This window comes from Stenotrophomonas sp. 22LJNL06-5-1 (assembly GCF_056861455.1).
Genome location: NZ_JBSPUE010000001.1, coordinates 432792 through 449057, shown reverse-complemented (window position 1 = coordinate 449057; position 16266 = coordinate 432792). Strand labels below are relative to the sequence as shown.

Below are 16266 nucleotides of genomic sequence, written 5' to 3'. Positions count from 1 at the left end.
GGGCTGCCTACGGATCAGGAGACGACGTCGACAGCGATGGTGCGGCGCTGTTCGTCATCGGCAAGGGGGAGAGGGGGCAGGATCTGGGCGAGGGTGACATCGCGCAGGGCCTCGGAAACCACATCGTTGATCAGCCGCCAGCTGCTGCGCGCGCCGCAGTTGGGCGCCATGCCGCACTGGTGGTGGTCGTGGCTGCATTCGGTCAGGGCCAGCGGCCCTTCCATTGCTTCGACCACTTCGAACAGCGAGATCTCGATGGCCGGGCGGGTCAGGCGATAGCCGCCACGGACGCCGCGCAGGCCTTCAACCAGGCCGGCCTGGGCCAGCGGCTTGAGCACCTTGCTGACGGTGGGCGGCTCCAGACCGGTGAATTCGGCCAGCTCAGTGGCACTGAGTACCTCGCCCGGGCGGGCGGCGAGCACGGTCAGTACGACGGTGGCGTAATCGGTGAGTTTGGTGACGCGCAGCATGGGGATGCGAGTGGTTCTTAAAGCGGACTGAAATTGTACGCTTTTATTCGCCGCCATCCAACCCGGGCATTCAGCCGGCGCTGGGGCCGGGCCGGGAGGACACACCGGGGCCGTTGCCAGGACGCAATGCTGCGCCAACGGGGTGATTTTCGCAATCACCCGGAATGGGCGAGAATCAACGTTCCTTTCGCTGCAGACCTCCCTTGCCGATGCCCAAGAAGATCCAAGCCCGCAAGTCCGCCATCCACGGCAACGGTGTGTTTTCCGTGGCCCCGATCAAGCAGGGCGAGCGCGTGATCCAGTACAAGGGCCTGCTGCGCAGCCACGGCGACGTTGATGCCGATGACAGCGGCGACGTTGAAAGTGGCCATACCTTCCTGTTCACCCTCAATGACGACTGGGTGATCGATGCCAACTACAAGGGCAATGACGCGCGCTGGATCAACCACAGCTGCGACCCGAACTGCGAGGCAGTGATCGAGGAAGACGAGGACGGCGACAGCCGCGGCGACAAGGTGTTCATCGAGGCGCTGCGTGACATCAAGGCCGGCGAAGAGCTGACCTACAACTACGGCATCACCCTGGCCGAGCGCCACACCGCCAAGCTGAAGAAGATCTGGGAGTGCCGCTGCGGCTCGCCCAAGTGCACCGGCACCATGCTGCAGCCCAAGCGCTGACCCGCAGTGGGTAGTGCCGGCCAGCGGCCGGCACTACCTCGACCCTATTTACCCAGAACGCCTGCCGGCACCAGGTTGCCCAGGTTCTGGTTGAAGGTGACCACCAGCTTGCCGTTCTTCACCTGCGCCGACTGCACCTGCAGAGCGCCGAGCACCCCGGCCACGGCCGGGTCCAGCTTGTAGATCGGTTCGCGCTGGGCGTAGTCGCTCAGCCAGGCATTGAGCAGGCCGCGGGTGCGCGAATCGAGGCGACCGCCCTGGTTGGCCGGGGTGAAGTCATCCACGCTCGGCTGCTGCAGGTGGAAGCCCTGGGTCTGCGCGTCGTAGCGCAGGCCACTGCTGAGCTTCACCGTGCCCAGCTTGGACGGGTTGCCACCGGCGGTGGCCAGTGCCACATCCATGCCCAGGTTCAACCGCTCGCCGGCCGGAAGGCTCAGTTGCGGGTGGCTCATGGTCAGGGCGATCAGGCCACCCAGGGCGTCCTGGGTGCGCGGGAAGCTGCCATCGAGGTACTGCTGCACGTCGCTGGCACCGACCGACAGTTCGCGGCCGGAAATGGAAGGGGCAGCCTGGGCGCCGATCGCAGCAGCGATCAGCACGGTGGAGGCCGCGAGGCGGGTCATCAGGGAACGCAGGCGCATGGCGGTGACCGGTGAATGCGGAATGGATGAATCAAAGAGTAGCCTTGCCGGCTGAATCGCGCGTGCATGCCGCTGCAACGGTTCAGTCCAGCGATGGCCGCAGTTGCGCCGACTGGATCTGCCAGGCGCGGCCATCGGCACGGGGTTGCACCCGGTACCAGCCACCGAAGCGGAAGGTGCCCTCAGGGGTCACTGCGCGGATCTGCACCGGAACCTCCAGCAGCTGCGGCGGCTGGTGACCATCGCGCGCGATCGGCAGTTCGCTGGTCAGGCGCAGGCTGCGCACGTCCGTGAGCTGGCGCAATGCGGCATCGTCGGCGCGTCGTGCATCGCTGGGCGGGAAGGTCCACGCGGCATCGACGGCCTTGCGATCGCGATTGAGCAGGGCCATGACATAGGCATTGAGCATTCCCGCCGGCAACTCGGCCTCGGCCGCGACAGCGGCAAACAGGGGATCGACGTCGATGGCCTGCACGGCCGGTGTATCGCCTTCTGCGGCGGTCTGTGGAGCCGCCTCGGCCGTGGCCGATGGTGCGGCATCCGCTGGATCGGATGGCGATGGCGGCCGGGAACAGGCCAGCAGCACCAGTGGTGCGATCAGTATCAGGAACCTGCGCATGTCTGCCTCCTCCCCGAGGCGAACGGAAGGAGGCAGTGTATCGGCTGTGCCGCGATCAGCGGGAGGAGGGCAACTGCTCCAAGGCATCCAGTGCCGGCAGTACCTGCGCGGCGATGCCGGCCAGGGCATGGCCTTCGGTTTCGGCGTGGCGCTGCACGATGTCGCGCAGCAGCTGGGTGGCGATCACCAGGGTCGCGCGCTCGTCGCCGCTGATGCCAGCGGTGCGCGGCGCCGCTTCCAGCAGGCGCATCAGGTCGCGGCTGGCGCGATGTTCCAGTTCGATGGTGCAGCGCCCGGTGCACTGCAACCCGTCCTTTTCGATGGGGGTCACCGAGATCCGGTAGCGGGTGGAGGGGCTGGCCATGAGGGTGTGCTCGCCGTAGCTGTGGAGGATGTGCCCACCTTAGGCAAGGCGGTGCCCGGCGGCGATGGCCGGGGCTGCACGCAGTGTTCCACCCGGTACGTTCCGGGACCGGAACGGAGCACGCCCAGCCAATGGCGACGGGCCTGTACGCGCATTCCCGGGGATGCGGCAACGCTGTGTTGCGGGCTGTGGTTGGGACAAAAAAAACGGGACGGCCAGAGCCGTCCCGTCGGAATCCGCGTTGGGGCGCGCGCTTACAGCGCGGCGTCCTTCAGCTTCTTCAGCGGACGCACCTTCAGCTTGGTGGTGGCCGGCTTGGCAGCGAACCACTGCTCTTCCTTGGTGAACGGGTTGATGCCCTTGCGCTTCGGCTTGGCCGGCACATTGACGGTGGTGATCTTCAGCAGGCCCGGCAGGGTGAACGAGCCAGCGCCCTTCTTGTGCACCGAGGAGGCGACAGCGCTTTCCAGCGAGGCCAGCACAGCGCGGACGTCCTTGGCGATGACGCCGGAGGCTTCAGCGATGTGTGCAACCAGGCCGGACTTGGTCAGCACTTCCTTGATCGGCTTCGGAGCGGCCGGCTTGGCGGCTGCCTTCGTCGCGACTTTCTTCACTGCCTTCTTCGGGGCAGCCTTCTTAGCGGTCTTTGCCATGGTTTCCTGTTCCGTGAACGGTTGGTTGTTTGGTCGGCGCCGAACCCCGTCGGCAAGCGCAATGTAGGGCAACTCTCGGGCGCCGCCAATAGCCCGAAGCGCGGAAAGTGCATGTTTTTTCATATCCAGGCCGATTCAGTACATGGCCGGCAGTGGGGGAAGGGGGTGTGGCAGCGCGCGCGATGGCCCACGCCCGCCCATCGACGGAATGCGCGAAACTACTGAAAACAAGAGGAAAATGCGTTTCCGGTTGGCGAGGAAGTGTCCACGCGACGGGTTCGGAAGGTGACCTGTGGCCTGCGGCGGAGCGACGCAGGGCTAACGCCTCCCGTGCGAGGGTGACCGTTCATCACCGCCATGCAGGAGCAGCACAATGGGAATCTCGCGACACGCCACCGCGCACTGGGAAGGCGATCTGAAGTCGGGCAAGGGGCAGTTGAGCACGCCGCAGAGTGGGCTGCTGGACAAGACCCGCTACGGCTTCAATAGCCGTTTTGGCGACGAAAAAGGCACCAATCCGGAAGAGCTGATCGCTGCCGCGCACGCCGGTTGTTTCACCATGGCGCTGTCGGCCAAGCTCGGCGAAGCCGGCTTTACCCCGACCTCGCTGGATACCGAAGCCAAGGTTGATCTGTCGCTGGAAGGCGGCCCGCAGCTGTCGCAGATCCGGCTGAAGGTGAAGGCGGTGGTGCCGGGCATCGACGCGACGCAGTTCCGTGCGATTGCCGATGACGCCAAGCAGAACTGCCCGGTGTCCAAGGCGCTGAGCGCCGTGCCGATCAGCCTGGAAGCCGAGCTGGGCTGAGCCGGCGCATCTGCAGAGCCGAGCCCATGCTCGGCTCCCCTGGCTGCCATGATCTGGCCGGAGAGCAGCCGAGCATGGGCTCGGCTCTACAGCATCCCTTTACCAATCGATGGTGCCGGTGATGACGGTCTGCACCTGGCCACCCGACCAGACCTCGCCGTCCTCGTCGACCAGCAGAGTCAGGCGCGCGTCATGGCCGACTTCGCGGCCCTGGCTGACTTCGAACGGTGCACGGCCACGGGGCAGTGCATCGCGCAGGTCCAGCCACGCGGCCAGCACGGCGTTGGCGGCACCGGAGGCGGCGTCCTCGAAGCGGCGTCCATTGCCGACGAAGGCACGTACCGCCAGGTCGAAGCCCTCGCTGCCATCGCTGAAGGCATAGGCGAACACGCCCATGCTGTCGGTGGACTCGGCCAGTGCGGCCACCGCATCCCAGTCCGGCTGCAGCGCGCGCAAAGCGGCCTCATCGGCCACCTGCACCACCCACCAGCTGCGCCCGCCCTGCATGCGTGCCGGTGGCAGCGTGCCCAGCGGCCAGCCCTTCAGTGCGGCCTGCAGGCGAGGATCGGTCGCCTCGGCAGTCTCGGCCAGCTGCGCGCGCGGGGTGCGGATGGCGATGCGCTGCTGCGCACCCTCACCGCTGACGCGCAGCGGCAGGGCACCGGCAATGCCGTCCTGCACCAGCACACCGTCGACCGCTGCGGCCAGGCCCGCCTGCAGCACCGCATGCGCGGTGCCGACGCTGGGGTGGCCGGCGAACGGAACTTCCTTCTGCGGGCTGAACATGCGTAGCCGGTAACTGGCACCGGCGACCTGCGGCGGGAACACGAAGGTGGTTTCGGGCAGGCGCGTCCAGCGCGCGATGGCCTGCATGCTGGCATCGTCCAGGCCCTCGGCATCGAGCACGACGGCCAGCGGATTGCCGGCGCCGGCGCGCGGGGAGAACACATCCAGCTGCAGGAAACGGCGGGTGGTCATCAGGCGGCACTCCAGTAAACAGGCCGCATAGCGTAGCGCGGGGCACCAAAAAGGGGACGGAGGGAATTAAGTCGCTTTTGCCCCATGTGCCATAAGCGACTTAATTCCCTCCGTCCCCTTTTTTTTCCGTGGGCTACCAGCGGATGTGGCCGTCGATGACCGGCTGCACCTGGCCGCCGATCCAGACCGTGCCCTGCGCATCGACCTGCACCTGCACGCGGCCATCGCGACCTACTTCGCGGCCCTGACTGGCCACGTAGCGGCCCTCGCGGCCGGGCAGGGCATCGCGCTGCCGCAGCCAGGCGCCGATCAACGCATTGGCGCTGCCGGTCACCGGATCCTCGGGCACGGCGGCCGCATCGGCGGGGCAGAAGGCGCGCACAACGCGGGCGTGGTCGTCGCTAGCCTCGTCGGCGAACACGGCCAGGCCGGTAGCATCGGTGGCCAGGCTCCAGTCGCGCAGGGCCGCCATGTCCGGCGCCAGCCCGCGTACGGCGGCGGCGTCGCGCAACGGCAGCAGCCACCAGCGTGCGCCGTTGTCCCACAGTTCGGGCACGTGCCCGCTGGCCGCCAGCGCCAGCAGCTCCTCCGGCGCGGCGTCCGCCGTCGTGTCCAGTTGCCGCCCCGGTGGGCTGGCCAGCTGGATCTGCAGTGCCTCGGCCGGGCCGTTCACCCGTACCGGCAGCAACCCCGCCTCGCATTGCTGCAGCAGGGCACCGTCGCGCGGTTGCGCCAGGCCGCAGGTCACCGCCACCCAGGCGGCGCCGACGCTGGGGTGGCCGGCAAAGGCCAGCTCGCGGGTCGGGGTGAAGATGCGGATGTGGTAGTCGGCGCCCGGCGCGCTGGGGCGCAGGAAGAACACCGTCTCGGACAGGTTCAGCCAGGCGGCCAGGGCCTGCATCTGGCTGCTGGAGAGCCTGTCGGCGTCCAGGATGACGCCCAGTGGGTTGCCGGTGCCGGGGCGGGGGGCGAAGACATCGAGCTGCAGGTAACGGAGGACGGCCATCTACGGGGATATTGCGCTTAGAATCAAAGGTTCCGCCCCCGAGGGCGGCTTCCCCACATTCTACATAGCCAATCCATGTCAGCTTCCCCCCTTGTCGATCGTTGGATCGTACTGAAGTTCGGCGGCACCTCGGTGTCGCGTCGTCATCGCTGGGACACGATCGGGAAGCTGGCGAAAAAACGTGCGGAAGAGACCGGCTCGCGCGTGCTGGTGGTGGTGTCGGCGCTGTCCGGGGTCACCAACGAACTGACTGCGATTGCCGATGGCGCGCCGGACAGCCGTGATCGCATGGCGGCGCTGGTCGAGCGCCACGAGGCCTTCCTGGTTGAGCTCGGCCTGGGTCGAGAGGTGCTGGCCGAACGCCTGGCGGCGCTGCAGGGCCTGCTCGACGACGCGCGTGCGGCCACCCGTCCGCTGGAATGGCAGGCCGAAGTGCTGGGCCAGGGCGAGCTGTTGTCCTCCACCCTGGGCGCGGCCTATCTGCATGCCTCGGGCCTGGACATGGGCTGGATGGACGCGCGCCAGTGGCTGGATGCGATGCCGCCGCAGCCGAACCAGAGCGACTGGTCGCAGCGCCTGTCGGTGAACTGCCAGTGGCGTGCCGATGCGGAGTGGATGCAGCGCTTCCGCGCGCAGCCGACCCGCCTGCTGATCACCCAGGGCTTCATCTCGCGGCATGCCGATGGCGGCACCGCCATCCTCGGCCGCGGTGGCTCGGATACCTCGGCGGCGTACTTCGGTGCGCTGCTCGGCGCCAGCCGCGTGGAAATCTGGACCGATGTGCCGGGCATGTTCAGCGCCAACCCGAAGGACGTGCCGGACGCGCGCCTGCTGACACGCCTGGACTATTACGAAGCGCAGGAAATCGCCACCACCGGCGCCAAGGTGCTGCACCCGCGCTCGATCAAGCCGTGCCGCGATGCCGGCGTGCCGATGGCCATCCTCGATACCGAGCGCCCGGAACTGCCTGGCACCAGCATCGATGGCAGCGCCGCACCTGTGCCGGGCGTAAAGGCGATCAGCCGCCGCAACGGCATCGTGCTGGTGTCGATGGAAGGCATCGGCATGTGGCAGCAGGTCGGCTTCCTGGCCGATGTGTTCAACCTGTTCAAGAAGCATGGCCTGTCGGTGGACCTGATCGGTTCGGCCGAAACCAACGTCACCGTGTCGCTGGATCCGTCCGAGAACCTGGTCAACACCGATGTGCTGGCCGCGCTGTCGGCCGACCTGTCTCAGATCTGCAAGGTGAAGGTGATCGTGCCGTGTGCGGCGATCACCCTGGTTGGCCGTGGCATGCGTTCGCTGCTGCACAAGCTGTCGGACGTGTGGGCCACCTTCGGCCGCGAGCGCGTGCACATGATCTCGCAGTCGTCCAACGACCTGAACCTGACCTTCGTCATCGACGAGGCCGATGCCGATGGCCTGCTGCCGGTGCTGCACGCCGAGCTGATCGACAGCGGCGCGATGCCGGTGGAAGAGACCGAAGTGTTCGGCCCGCGCTGGCGCGAGATCGCCGGCACCGTGCGCCCGCGTGGCACGCCGTGGTGGCGGGGCCAGCGTGCGCACCTGCTGCAGCTGGCCGATGCCGGCACGCCGCGTTACGTCTACCACCTGCCGACGGTGCGCGCCCGCGCCCGTGCGCTGGCTGCGATCAAGCCGATCGACCAGCGCTACTACGCGATCAAGGCCAACAGCCACCCGGCCATCCTGCAGCTGCTGGAAGCCGAAGGCTTCGGCCTGGAGTGCGTGTCGCACGGTGAGCTGAAGCACGTGTTCCAGCACCTGCCGGAACTGTCGCCCAAGCGCGTGCTGTTCACCCCCAGCTTCTGCCCGCGCAGCGAGTACGAGGCGGCGTTCGCGCTGGGCGTGACCGTGACGGTCGACAACGTCGAAGCACTGCAGCGCTGGCCGGACCTGTTCCGTAACCGCGAGCTGTGGCTGCGCGTCGACCTGGGCCGGGGCGAGGGCCACCACGCCAAGGTGCGCACCGGCGGCAAGGAGTCCAAGTTCGGCCTGCCGATTGCCCGCGTCGACGAGTTCGTGCGCGCGGCCACCGATCTGGGCAGCCGCGTGGTCGGCCTGCATGCGCACCTCGGCAGCGGCGTGGAGACCGCGCAGCACTGGCGCCTTATGTGCGATGAACTGGCCGGTTTCGCCCGCCGCATCGGCAGCGTGCACACCATCGACATCGGCGGCGGCCTGCCGATTCCGTATTCCGCCGAGGACGAGCCGTTCGACCTGGACGCCTGGGCCGAGGGCCTGGCCGAGGTCAAGGCACTGCATCCGGCATTCCGGCTGGCGATCGAGCCGGGCCGCTACCTGGTGGCCGAGTCCGGCGTGCTGCTGACCCATGTCACCCAGGTGGTGGAGAAGGAGGGCGTGCGCCGCGTCGGCCTGGATGCCGGCATGAACGCACTGATGCGCCCAGCCCTGTACGACGCCTGGCACGACATCGAGAACCTCAGCCGCCAGGGTGGGTATGCCGAGGCGGCGTTCGATGTGGTCGGCCCGATCTGCGAATCCAGCGATGTGTTCGGCAAGCGCCGCAAGCTGCCGGTGTCGACCGCGCCGGACGACGTGATGCTGATCGCCGATGCCGGCGCCTACGGCTATTCGATGGCCAACACCTACAACCAGCGGATGCTGCCGCGCGAAGACGTGATCGAATGATCGCCGCGCGCGCCCTGCACCCGCCCACCGACACGCCCCGCGCCATCGCGCGGGCCCGTGCCTGACCGGATACACCATGACTGCTTTCGACAAACACCAGGTTTCCCGCTTCCGCTTCGTCCGCTGCGAATTCGCAGCGGAGACCGGCGTGGCCAAGCTGGTCTATGCCTTTGATGACGGCCCGGAGATGGTGGAAACCATCACCGTGCCGGGCGCCCCGTTCGTGCTGGACGAGGCGCGTGCCGCCGCCGTGCAGCGCGCGCTGCAGCTGCTGCACCTGATCGCCGGTGTCAGCTACTACAAGGCGGGCGTGCCGGAGACGGTCAGCATCGACAGCTACGCCATCGATGCCGATACCGCTGCGCTGGTGGAGACGGTCTACCTCAACGGCCTGGGCGAATTTGCCTACCGCAACGGTCTGAACCTGCGCGGGCGCTTCCGCCTGCCGGTGCAGGGCGAAGCGGTGCAGGCGCCGGTGCTGGGCCTGCAGCCGCACGCACTGGTGGCGATCGGCGGCGGAAAGGATTCGCTGGTCAGCATCGAAGCGCTGCGCCGTGCCGGCGTGGACGAGACGGTGACCTGGATTGGTGGTTCGCAGCTGATCCGCGCCTGTGCCGAGCGTACCGGCCTGCCGACGCTGAACCTGGGCCGTGCGCTGGCGCCGGAACTGTTCGAGCTCAACCGCCAGGGCGCCTGGAACGGCCATATCCCGGTCACCGCGGTGAACTCGGCGATCATGGTGCTGGCCGCGCTGCTGCAGGGCGTGGACCAGGTGGTGTTCTCCAATGAGCGTTCGGCCAGCTACGGCAGCCAGATTCCGGGCACCGGCGAAGTGAACCACCAGTGGTCCAAGGGCTGGGCGTTCGAGCAGGCCTTCGGCAGCCATGTGCAGACGCACGTGGCGGCGGACCTGCAGTACTACTCGCTGCTGCGCCCGATGTCCGAGCTGGCGGTGGCCCGCCAGTTCGCCAAGACCGACTTCTACGACGCGCACTTCTCCAGCTGCAACCGCAACTTCCACATCCTCGGCGAGCGCCCGGTGAACCGCTGGTGCGGCGTCTGCCCGAAGTGCCATTTCGTGTTCCTGGCGCTGGCCCCGTTCATGCCCAAGACGCGCCTGGTGCGCATCTTCGGCCGCAACCTGCTGGACGATGCCGAGCAGGCCGGTGGCTTCGATGCGCTGCTGGAATTCCAGGACCACAAGCCGTTCGAGTGCGTGGGCGAAGGCCGCGAATCGCGTGCGGCGATGGCGACCCTGGCGCAGCGCCCGGAGTGGAAGGAAGACGTGCTGGTGAAGCGCTTCTGCAATGAGATCCAGCCGCAGCTGGATGCGGTCGAACTGGAACTGGCACCGCTGCTGCAGCTGCAGGGCGAGCACCGCGTTCCGGCTGCGCTGTGGGAACGGGTGCGTGAAGATTTCGAAGCTTGAAGGAAAGCGCGTTGCGCTGTGGGGCTGGGGCCGTGAGGGCCGCGCCGCGTTTGCGGTACTGCGTGAGCGCCTGCCCACGCTGCCGCTGAGCCTGTTCTGCCCGGCGGCCGAAGTCGAGGCCGCGCGTGCGGAAACGCAGGGCGTGCTGGACGTGCGTGGTGAGCCTTCTGCTGAAGCGCTGGCCGCGTTTGACGTGGTGATCAAGTCTCCCGGCATCAGCCCGTACCAGCCGATCGCGCTGGCGGCGGCGGAGCAGGGCACCACCTTCATCGGTGGCACCGCGCTGTGGTTTGCCGAGCATGCGGCTGCCGATGGCATCGTGCACGACACCGTGTGCGTGACCGGTACCAAGGGCAAGAGCACCACCACCGCGCTGGTCGCGCACCTGCTGCGTGCCGCCGGCCACCGTACCGGCCTGGTCGGCAACATTGGCCTGCCTCTGCTGGAAGTGCTGGACCCGCAGCCCGCGCCCGAGTACTGGGCGGTGGAACTGTCCAGCTACCAGACCGGCGAAGTGGCGCGCAGTGGCGCCCATCCGCAGGTAGCGGTGGTGCTGAACCTGTTCCCGGAACACCTGGACTGGCACGGCAGCGAGCAGCGCTACATCGACGACAAACTGCGGCTGGTGACCGAAGCTGCTCCGCGCATCGCCGTGCTCAACGCCGCCGATCCGCATCTGGCCGCGCTGTCGTTGCCTGACAGCGAGGTGGTCTGGTTCAACCAGCCGCAGGGCTGGCATATGCGCGAAGACATCGTGCACCGTGGCGAACAGGCCGTGTTCGATACCCGCAACACGCCGCTGCCGGGCCGCCACAACCGCGGCAACCTGTGCGCGGTGCTGGCCGCGCTGGAAGCGCTGGGCCTGGACGTCGAGGCGCTGGCGCCGGCGGTGCAGGATTTCCGCCCGCTGCCCAACCGCCTGCAGCGCATCGGCGTGGCGGATGGCCTGACCTACGTCAACGATTCGATCAGCACCACACCGCATGCCAGCCTGGCCGCGCTGGAGTGCTTCGCCGGCCAGCGCATCGCGCTGCTGGTGGGCGGGCATGATCGGGGCCTGGACTGGACCGATTTCATGCAGCACATGGCCCACGACGTGCCGCCGGTGGAGATCGTGACCATGGGCAGCAACGGCCCGCGTATCCACGCCATGCTGCAGCCGCTGGCCGATGCCGGTCGCTTCGGCCTGCACGCGGCGGGCGATCTGCCCGAGGCGATGGCGCTGGCGCGTACTGCGCTGGGCGCGCAGGGTGGGGTGGTACTGCTGTCGCCGGGTGCGCCGAGTTTTGGTGCTTACCGAGACTACGTGGCGCGTGGTCGTCATTTCGCCGAGCTGGCCGGGTTTGACCCGGAGAGCATCAGCGCGATTCCCGGGCTGGGTATCGCTTGAAGGTAGTGCCGGCCGCTGGCCGGCAACCTCCGGAGAAATTCATCCACGCATGGCGTGGATCTACTGCTCCTCGTCGATGAACGCGTAGTCGCCGTCGATCAATTGCTGCAGATACGCATCGAAGCTGGGCGCGATCACCGCGTAGCTGTCCGGGTCGTGCAGGTAGCGCACCACCTGGCCGACCGTGCCACCCGGCGCCGGATCGAAATCCAGGTACAGCATCGAGGTGCCGCCATTGTTCATGCAGTGCGAGAAGCACAGGCGACGGTTCATCGGCAGATCGGCGTCGATGCCCTCACCCAGGATCTCCGGCTCGTCGTCCAGCCATTCCTCGTAGATGGAACGGATGCTGTCGTCCCATTGCTGCTGGTCCTCGAAGATCTGCGCGACCGAACGCAGGTAGTACGGATAGCCGCCGTCTTCCACGTCCGAGCCGAGCATCAGCACGCAGACCTCGCCGCTGGGGTACTCACGGAAGTGGGTGCCATCCACGCGGGACAACAGTTCCGCCAGGCTGTCCGGCACCTGCGGCCACTGCACACGCAGGCGCTGCAGGTCTTCGGCGCTGGCGCCCTGCACATGGGCCCACTGCGGGGCATCGTCGGCAGGCAGGCGTGGGATCAGGCCAGACAGAAAGCGATCAACAAGAGTCATGCGAAAAAAGGGACGGAGGGGATTAAGTCGTATCCAACCACACCTGCGTCACGTCGCCAATGCAGAATGCGACGCGAGAGGGGCGAATACGGCTTAATCCCCTCCGTCCCCTTTTTCTTGCGGAGCAGGCGCATGAATCGTTGGCGATGCGGTGTGGCGGTGATGCTGGGGCTGGCGGCGATGCCGGCGTGGGCGGCGATGAAGACGCAACCGGTGGAGTGGAAACACCAGGGCACGACCTTCAGCGGCGTGCTGGTCTATGACGACGGCGACAACGACAAGCGCCCTGGCCTGGTGATGGTGCCGAACTGGAAGGGTGTGAACGAGTCGGCCATCGAGAAGGCCAAGCAGCTGGCTGGCGATGACTACGTGGTGCTGGTGGCCGATGTGTACGGCAAGGGCGTGCGGCCGAAGACCGATGCCGAGGCGGGGCCGGTGGCGACCAAGTTGCGCAATGATCGGCCGCTGCTGCGCGCACGCGCACTGGAGGCGGTGAACGTGCTAAAGGCCCAAGCGGGCAAGGTGCCGCTGGATGCTGGCCGGATCGGTGCGGTGGGCTTCTGCTTCGGCGGTACCACCGTGCTGGAGCTGGCCCGTGCCGGTGCGCCGCTGGCCGGGGTGGTCAGCCTGCATGGCGGGCTGGGTTCGCCGCTGCCGGCACAGGCCGGTGGCAGTCACCCGTCGGTGCTGGTGCTCAACGGCGCCGACGACAAGAGCGTGACCGCCGAGGACATTGCCGGTTTCCAGACCGAAATGAACGCCGCCAAGGTCGACTGGGAATTCACCAACTACAGCGGGGCGGTGCACTGCTTCGCCGAGCGCGATGCCAACAGCCCGCCGGGCTGCCAGTACAACGAACGGGCGGCCAAGCGCGCGTGGAAGGCGCTGGATGAGTTCTTCGAGGAACGCTTCCGGTAATAAACGGCGTGCCGACCAACGGTCGGCACCCACCGGAATGCCGGTTTGGTGGGTGCCGACCGTTGGTCGGCACATTTCAACCCATCAATGCGAGCGCTGCACCGCGTAGCGCGCCAGGCCGCGCAGGGCGGCAACAGCGTCGTTGTCGCCCAGGCCATCGAGCGCGCGCTCGGCGGCTTCGGCATATTCCTCGGCACGCGCGCGGCTGTACTCCAGGCCGCCGGTAGCACGGATCGCCGCCAGCACTTCCGGCATCGCCGAGGCGTCGCCGTCCTGCACGATGGTGCGCAGGCGCTCGCGGGTGGCGTCGTCGGAGTGGGCCATCGCGTGGATCAGCGGCAGCGTCGCCTTGCCCTCGGCGAGATCGTCGCCCAGGTTCTTGCCCAGCTCCTCGGCGTTGGCCGAGTAGTCCAGCACGTCGTCGGCGATCTGGAACGCGTAGCCCAGGTGCATGCCGTAGTCGAACAGGGCCTGCTGGGTCGCTTCATCCACGCCGCTGGCCAGTGCGCCCAGGCGGGTACCGGCGGCGAACAGCACCGCGGTCTTGCGCTCGATCACGCGCAGGTAGGCGGCTTCGTCGGTGTCCGGGTTGTGCACGTGCAGCAGCTGCAGCACTTCACCCTCGGCGATGCGGTTGGTGGCATCGGCCAGGATCTGCATCACCGACATGCGCTCCAGCTCGACCATCAGCTGGAAGCTGCGCGAGTACAGGAAGTCGCCGACCAGCACGCTGGGCGCGTTGCCCCACAGTGCGTTGGCGGTGCTGCGGCCACGGCGCAGGCTGGATTCGTCCACCACGTCGTCGTGCAGCAGGGTGGAGGTGTGGATGAACTCGATGATCGCCGCCAGCTGGTGGTGATCCGGACCGGCCTGGCCGACCGCATGGCCGGCCAGCATCACCAGCATCGGGCGCAGGCGCTTGCCGCCGGCGGAAATGATGTGGTCGGCGATCTGGTTGATCAGCACGACGTCCGAGGACAGCCGGCGCCGGATCAGGGCGTCGACGGCGGCCATGTCGGCCGCGGCAAGCGACTGGATCTGGGGCAGGCCCAGGGCGGGACGGGTGTCTTCGGTGATGGTCATGCGATCAGGCTTTCAGGCTCACCACTGATTATAGGCGCTGGCCGTGAATTCGGGCGCAAACCGGGCGGGCCGACGTCCGCGGCCCGGCCAACGCTGCCGCCTGCGTGAATACGTATGCAGGTTGCGCCATGCCCGCAGGGCCACCGCTAAGCTTGCGGCATCAGGATTTCGGCCCGCTCCCGGCGGGTCCCGCATGCCCGGAGGGGGGCTGTCGATGTCGCACTATCCATGGTGGCGCGGAGCCGTCATCTACCAGATCTACCCACGCAGCTACCTCGATGCCAACGGCGATGGCGTGGGCGACCTGCCGGGCATCATCCAGCGCCTGGACCACATCGCCGCGCTGGGCGTGGACGCCATCTGGATCTCGCCGTTCTTCAAGTCGCCGATGGCCGATTTCGGCTATGACATTGCCGACTACCGCGACGTCGACCCGCTGTTCGGCAATCTGGATGACTTCGACCGCCTGCTGGCCAAGGCCCACGGGCTGGGCCTGAAGGTGATGATCGACCAGGTCCTGAGCCACACCTCGATTGAGCACGCCTGGTTCCGCGAGAGCCGCCAGGACCGCAGCAACCCGAAAGCGGACTGGTACGTCTGGGCCGACCCGCGCGAGGACGGCACCCCGCCCAACAACTGGCTGTCGCTGTTCGGCGGCGGCGCCTGGCAGTGGGAACCGCGCCGCGAGCAGTACTACCTGCACAACTTCCTGGTGGACCAGCCGGACCTGAACTTCCATCACCCGGACGTGCAGCAGGCCACCCTGGACAACGTGCGCTTCTGGCTGGACCGCGGCGTGGATGGCTTCCGCCTGGACGCGATCAACTTCTGCTTCCACGATGCGCAGCTGCGCGACAACCCTGCCAAACCGGCGGAGAAGCGCTTCGGCCGCGGCTTCAGCCCGGACAATCCGTACGCCTACCAGTACCACTACTACAACAACACCCAGCCGGAGAACCTGCCGTTCCTGGAGCGCCTGCGCGCGCTGCTGGACGAGTATCCGGGGGCGGTCAGCCTGGGCGAGATCTCCTCGGAGGACTCGCTGGCGACCACGGCCGAGTACACCCGCGATGGCCGCCTGCACATGGGCTACAGCTTCGAGCTGCTGGTGGACGACTACAGCGCGGCCTATATCCGCGACACGGTCTCGCGGCTGGAAGCGGCGATGACCGAAGGCTGGCCGTGCTGGGCGGTTTCGAATCACGACGTGGAGCGGGCGGTCAGCCGCTGGGGCGGCCACCCGGCCGACCCGCGCCTGGCGCGGATGCTGGTGGCGATGCTGTGCTCGCTGCGCGGCTCGGTCTGCCTGTACCAGGGCGAGGAGCTGGGCCTGGCCGAGGCCGAGGTGCCGTTCGAGGCTCTGCAGGACCCGTATGGCATCACCTTCTGGCCGAACTTCAAGGGCCGTGATGGCTGCCGCACCCCATTGCCGTGGACCGATGCGCCGCTGGCCGGTTTCACCACGGGCCAGCCGTGGCTGCCGATCCCGGCTGAGCACCGCGCCGCGGCCGTGGCGGTACAGGAGCGCGACCCGGATTCGGTCCTGGCCGCGTTCCGGGGGTTCCTGGCCTGGCGGCATAGCCAGCCGGCGCTCCTGCATGGCAGCATCCGATTCATCGAAAGCGCCGAGCCAGTGCTGCTGTTCGAGCGTATGCTTGCAGATGAAACCCTCCTGCTGGCCTTCAACCTGTCGGCCGAGGCGGTGAGCCATCCGCTGCCGCCGGGCAACTGGCAGCAGGTGGCGGTACCGGGCCCGGATGCGGGCACGGTGCAGGGCAATGAACTCCAGCTGCCGCCGCGTGCGGTGTATTGCGCACGACGCAGCTGACCGATTTCTCCGGTGGCGGTACTTGCGGGGACGGGGCCGAAGCGCCCCGTCCCTTTTTTGTGGATGGGCATCCGCGCAAAA

The 16266-nt window shown here is 67.6% G+C and carries 16 protein-coding genes; 7 read left to right on the top strand and 9 right to left on the bottom strand.

Annotation, left to right across the window (positions count from 1 at the left end):
- Positions 1-14: 14 nt before the first annotated feature.
- Positions 15-470 carry an SUF system Fe-S cluster assembly regulator gene (locus AC13GF_RS02050; RefSeq protein ID WP_483003018.1) on the bottom strand — a complete coding sequence of 152 codons (456 nt, stop codon included), beginning with the start codon at positions 468-470 and terminating at the stop codon, positions 15-17.
- A 209-nt stretch (positions 471-679) separates the two neighbouring features.
- On the opposite strand from AC13GF_RS02050, the gene AC13GF_RS02045 reads away from it, so the two are divergent.
- Positions 680-1147: an SET domain-containing protein gene (locus AC13GF_RS02045; RefSeq protein ID WP_010483549.1), complete on the top strand. Its 468-nt coding sequence runs from the start codon at positions 680-682 to the stop codon at positions 1145-1147.
- A gap of 44 nt (positions 1148-1191) precedes the next feature.
- Here the strand turns inward: AC13GF_RS02045 and AC13GF_RS02040 are convergent, their stop codons facing one another.
- From AC13GF_RS02040 to AC13GF_RS02025, 4 genes are all read right to left on the bottom strand, one after another.
- The gene (locus AC13GF_RS02040) at positions 1192-1788 is read right to left on the bottom strand and encodes a YceB family lipoprotein (protein ID WP_171953988.1); all 597 of its coding nucleotides are present in this window, start codon (positions 1786-1788) and stop codon (positions 1192-1194) included.
- 82 nt (positions 1789-1870) lie between these two features.
- Positions 1871-2407, bottom strand: a complete 537-nt coding sequence (locus tag AC13GF_RS02035) for a hypothetical protein (RefSeq protein ID WP_483003016.1) — start codon at positions 2405-2407, stop codon at positions 1871-1873.
- A 55-nt stretch (positions 2408-2462) separates the two neighbouring features.
- Complete coding sequence (locus AC13GF_RS02030; RefSeq protein WP_483003015.1) at positions 2463-2771, bottom strand: DUF3861 family protein; 309 nt, start codon at positions 2769-2771, stop codon at positions 2463-2465.
- Positions 2772-3025: 254 nt separating this feature from the next.
- Positions 3026-3424, bottom strand: a complete 399-nt coding sequence (locus AC13GF_RS02025; protein ID WP_010483539.1) for an HU family DNA-binding protein — start codon at positions 3422-3424, stop codon at positions 3026-3028.
- Between the two features lie 373 nt (positions 3425-3797).
- Here AC13GF_RS02025 and AC13GF_RS02020 point away from each other — a divergent pair, with 373 nt between their 5' ends.
- Positions 3798-4229: an OsmC family protein gene (locus tag AC13GF_RS02020; protein WP_005408443.1), complete on the top strand. Its 432-nt coding sequence runs from the start codon at positions 3798-3800 to the stop codon at positions 4227-4229.
- Positions 4230-4328: 99 nt separating this feature from the next.
- Here the strand turns inward: AC13GF_RS02020 and AC13GF_RS02015 are convergent, their stop codons facing one another.
- Both AC13GF_RS02015 and AC13GF_RS02010 read right to left on the bottom strand, forming a co-directional pair.
- Positions 4329-5207, bottom strand: coding sequence for a PhzF family phenazine biosynthesis protein (locus AC13GF_RS02015; RefSeq protein ID WP_483003013.1), 879 nt, complete (start codon positions 5205-5207; stop codon positions 4329-4331).
- A 133-nt stretch (positions 5208-5340) separates the two neighbouring features.
- Complete coding sequence (locus AC13GF_RS02010) at positions 5341-6213, bottom strand: PhzF family phenazine biosynthesis protein (protein ID WP_483003011.1); 873 nt, start codon at positions 6211-6213, stop codon at positions 5341-5343.
- Between the two features lie 75 nt (positions 6214-6288).
- On the opposite strand from AC13GF_RS02010, the gene AC13GF_RS02005 reads away from it, so the two are divergent.
- The 3 genes from AC13GF_RS02005 (at position 6289) to murD (ending at position 11702) form a co-directional block, all read left to right on the top strand.
- The gene (locus tag AC13GF_RS02005; protein WP_483003010.1) at positions 6289-8883 is read left to right on the top strand and encodes a bifunctional aspartate kinase/diaminopimelate decarboxylase; all 2595 of its coding nucleotides are present in this window, start codon (positions 6289-6291) and stop codon (positions 8881-8883) included.
- Positions 8884-8959: 76 nt separating this feature from the next.
- The gene (murL, locus tag AC13GF_RS02000) at positions 8960-10312 is read left to right on the top strand and encodes a UDP-N-acetyl-alpha-D-muramoyl-L-alanyl-L-glutamate epimerase (RefSeq protein ID WP_483003008.1); all 1353 of its coding nucleotides are present in this window, start codon (positions 8960-8962) and stop codon (positions 10310-10312) included.
- The gene (gene murD, locus AC13GF_RS01995) at positions 10293-11702 is read left to right on the top strand and encodes a UDP-N-acetylmuramoyl-L-alanine--D-glutamate ligase (RefSeq protein ID WP_483003006.1); all 1410 of its coding nucleotides are present in this window, start codon (positions 10293-10295) and stop codon (positions 11700-11702) included. The genes murL and murD overlap by 20 nt, the downstream gene beginning before the upstream one ends.
- Before the next feature lie 60 nt (positions 11703-11762).
- On the opposite strand, the gene AC13GF_RS01990 is transcribed toward murD, so the two are convergent.
- Positions 11763-12356 carry an SMI1/KNR4 family protein gene (locus AC13GF_RS01990; protein WP_483003005.1) on the bottom strand — a complete coding sequence of 198 codons (594 nt, stop codon included), beginning with the start codon at positions 12354-12356 and terminating at the stop codon, positions 11763-11765.
- A 132-nt stretch (positions 12357-12488) separates the two neighbouring features.
- Between AC13GF_RS01990 and AC13GF_RS01985 the strand changes: the two genes are divergently transcribed.
- Positions 12489-13274, top strand: coding sequence for a dienelactone hydrolase family protein (locus AC13GF_RS01985; protein WP_483003004.1), 786 nt, complete (start codon positions 12489-12491; stop codon positions 13272-13274).
- Positions 13275-13358: 84 nt separating this feature from the next.
- Here AC13GF_RS01985 and AC13GF_RS01980 read toward each other — a convergent pair whose 3' ends face one another.
- Positions 13359-14357: a polyprenyl synthetase family protein gene (locus tag AC13GF_RS01980; RefSeq protein ID WP_004147673.1), complete on the bottom strand. Its 999-nt coding sequence runs from the start codon at positions 14355-14357 to the stop codon at positions 13359-13361.
- Between the two features lie 214 nt (positions 14358-14571).
- Between AC13GF_RS01980 and AC13GF_RS01975 the strand changes: the two genes are divergently transcribed.
- Entirely contained in the window at positions 14572-16185 is a 1614-nt protein-coding gene (locus tag AC13GF_RS01975) for an alpha-glucosidase (protein WP_483003003.1), read from the top strand.
- Positions 16186-16266 lie beyond the last annotated feature (81 nt).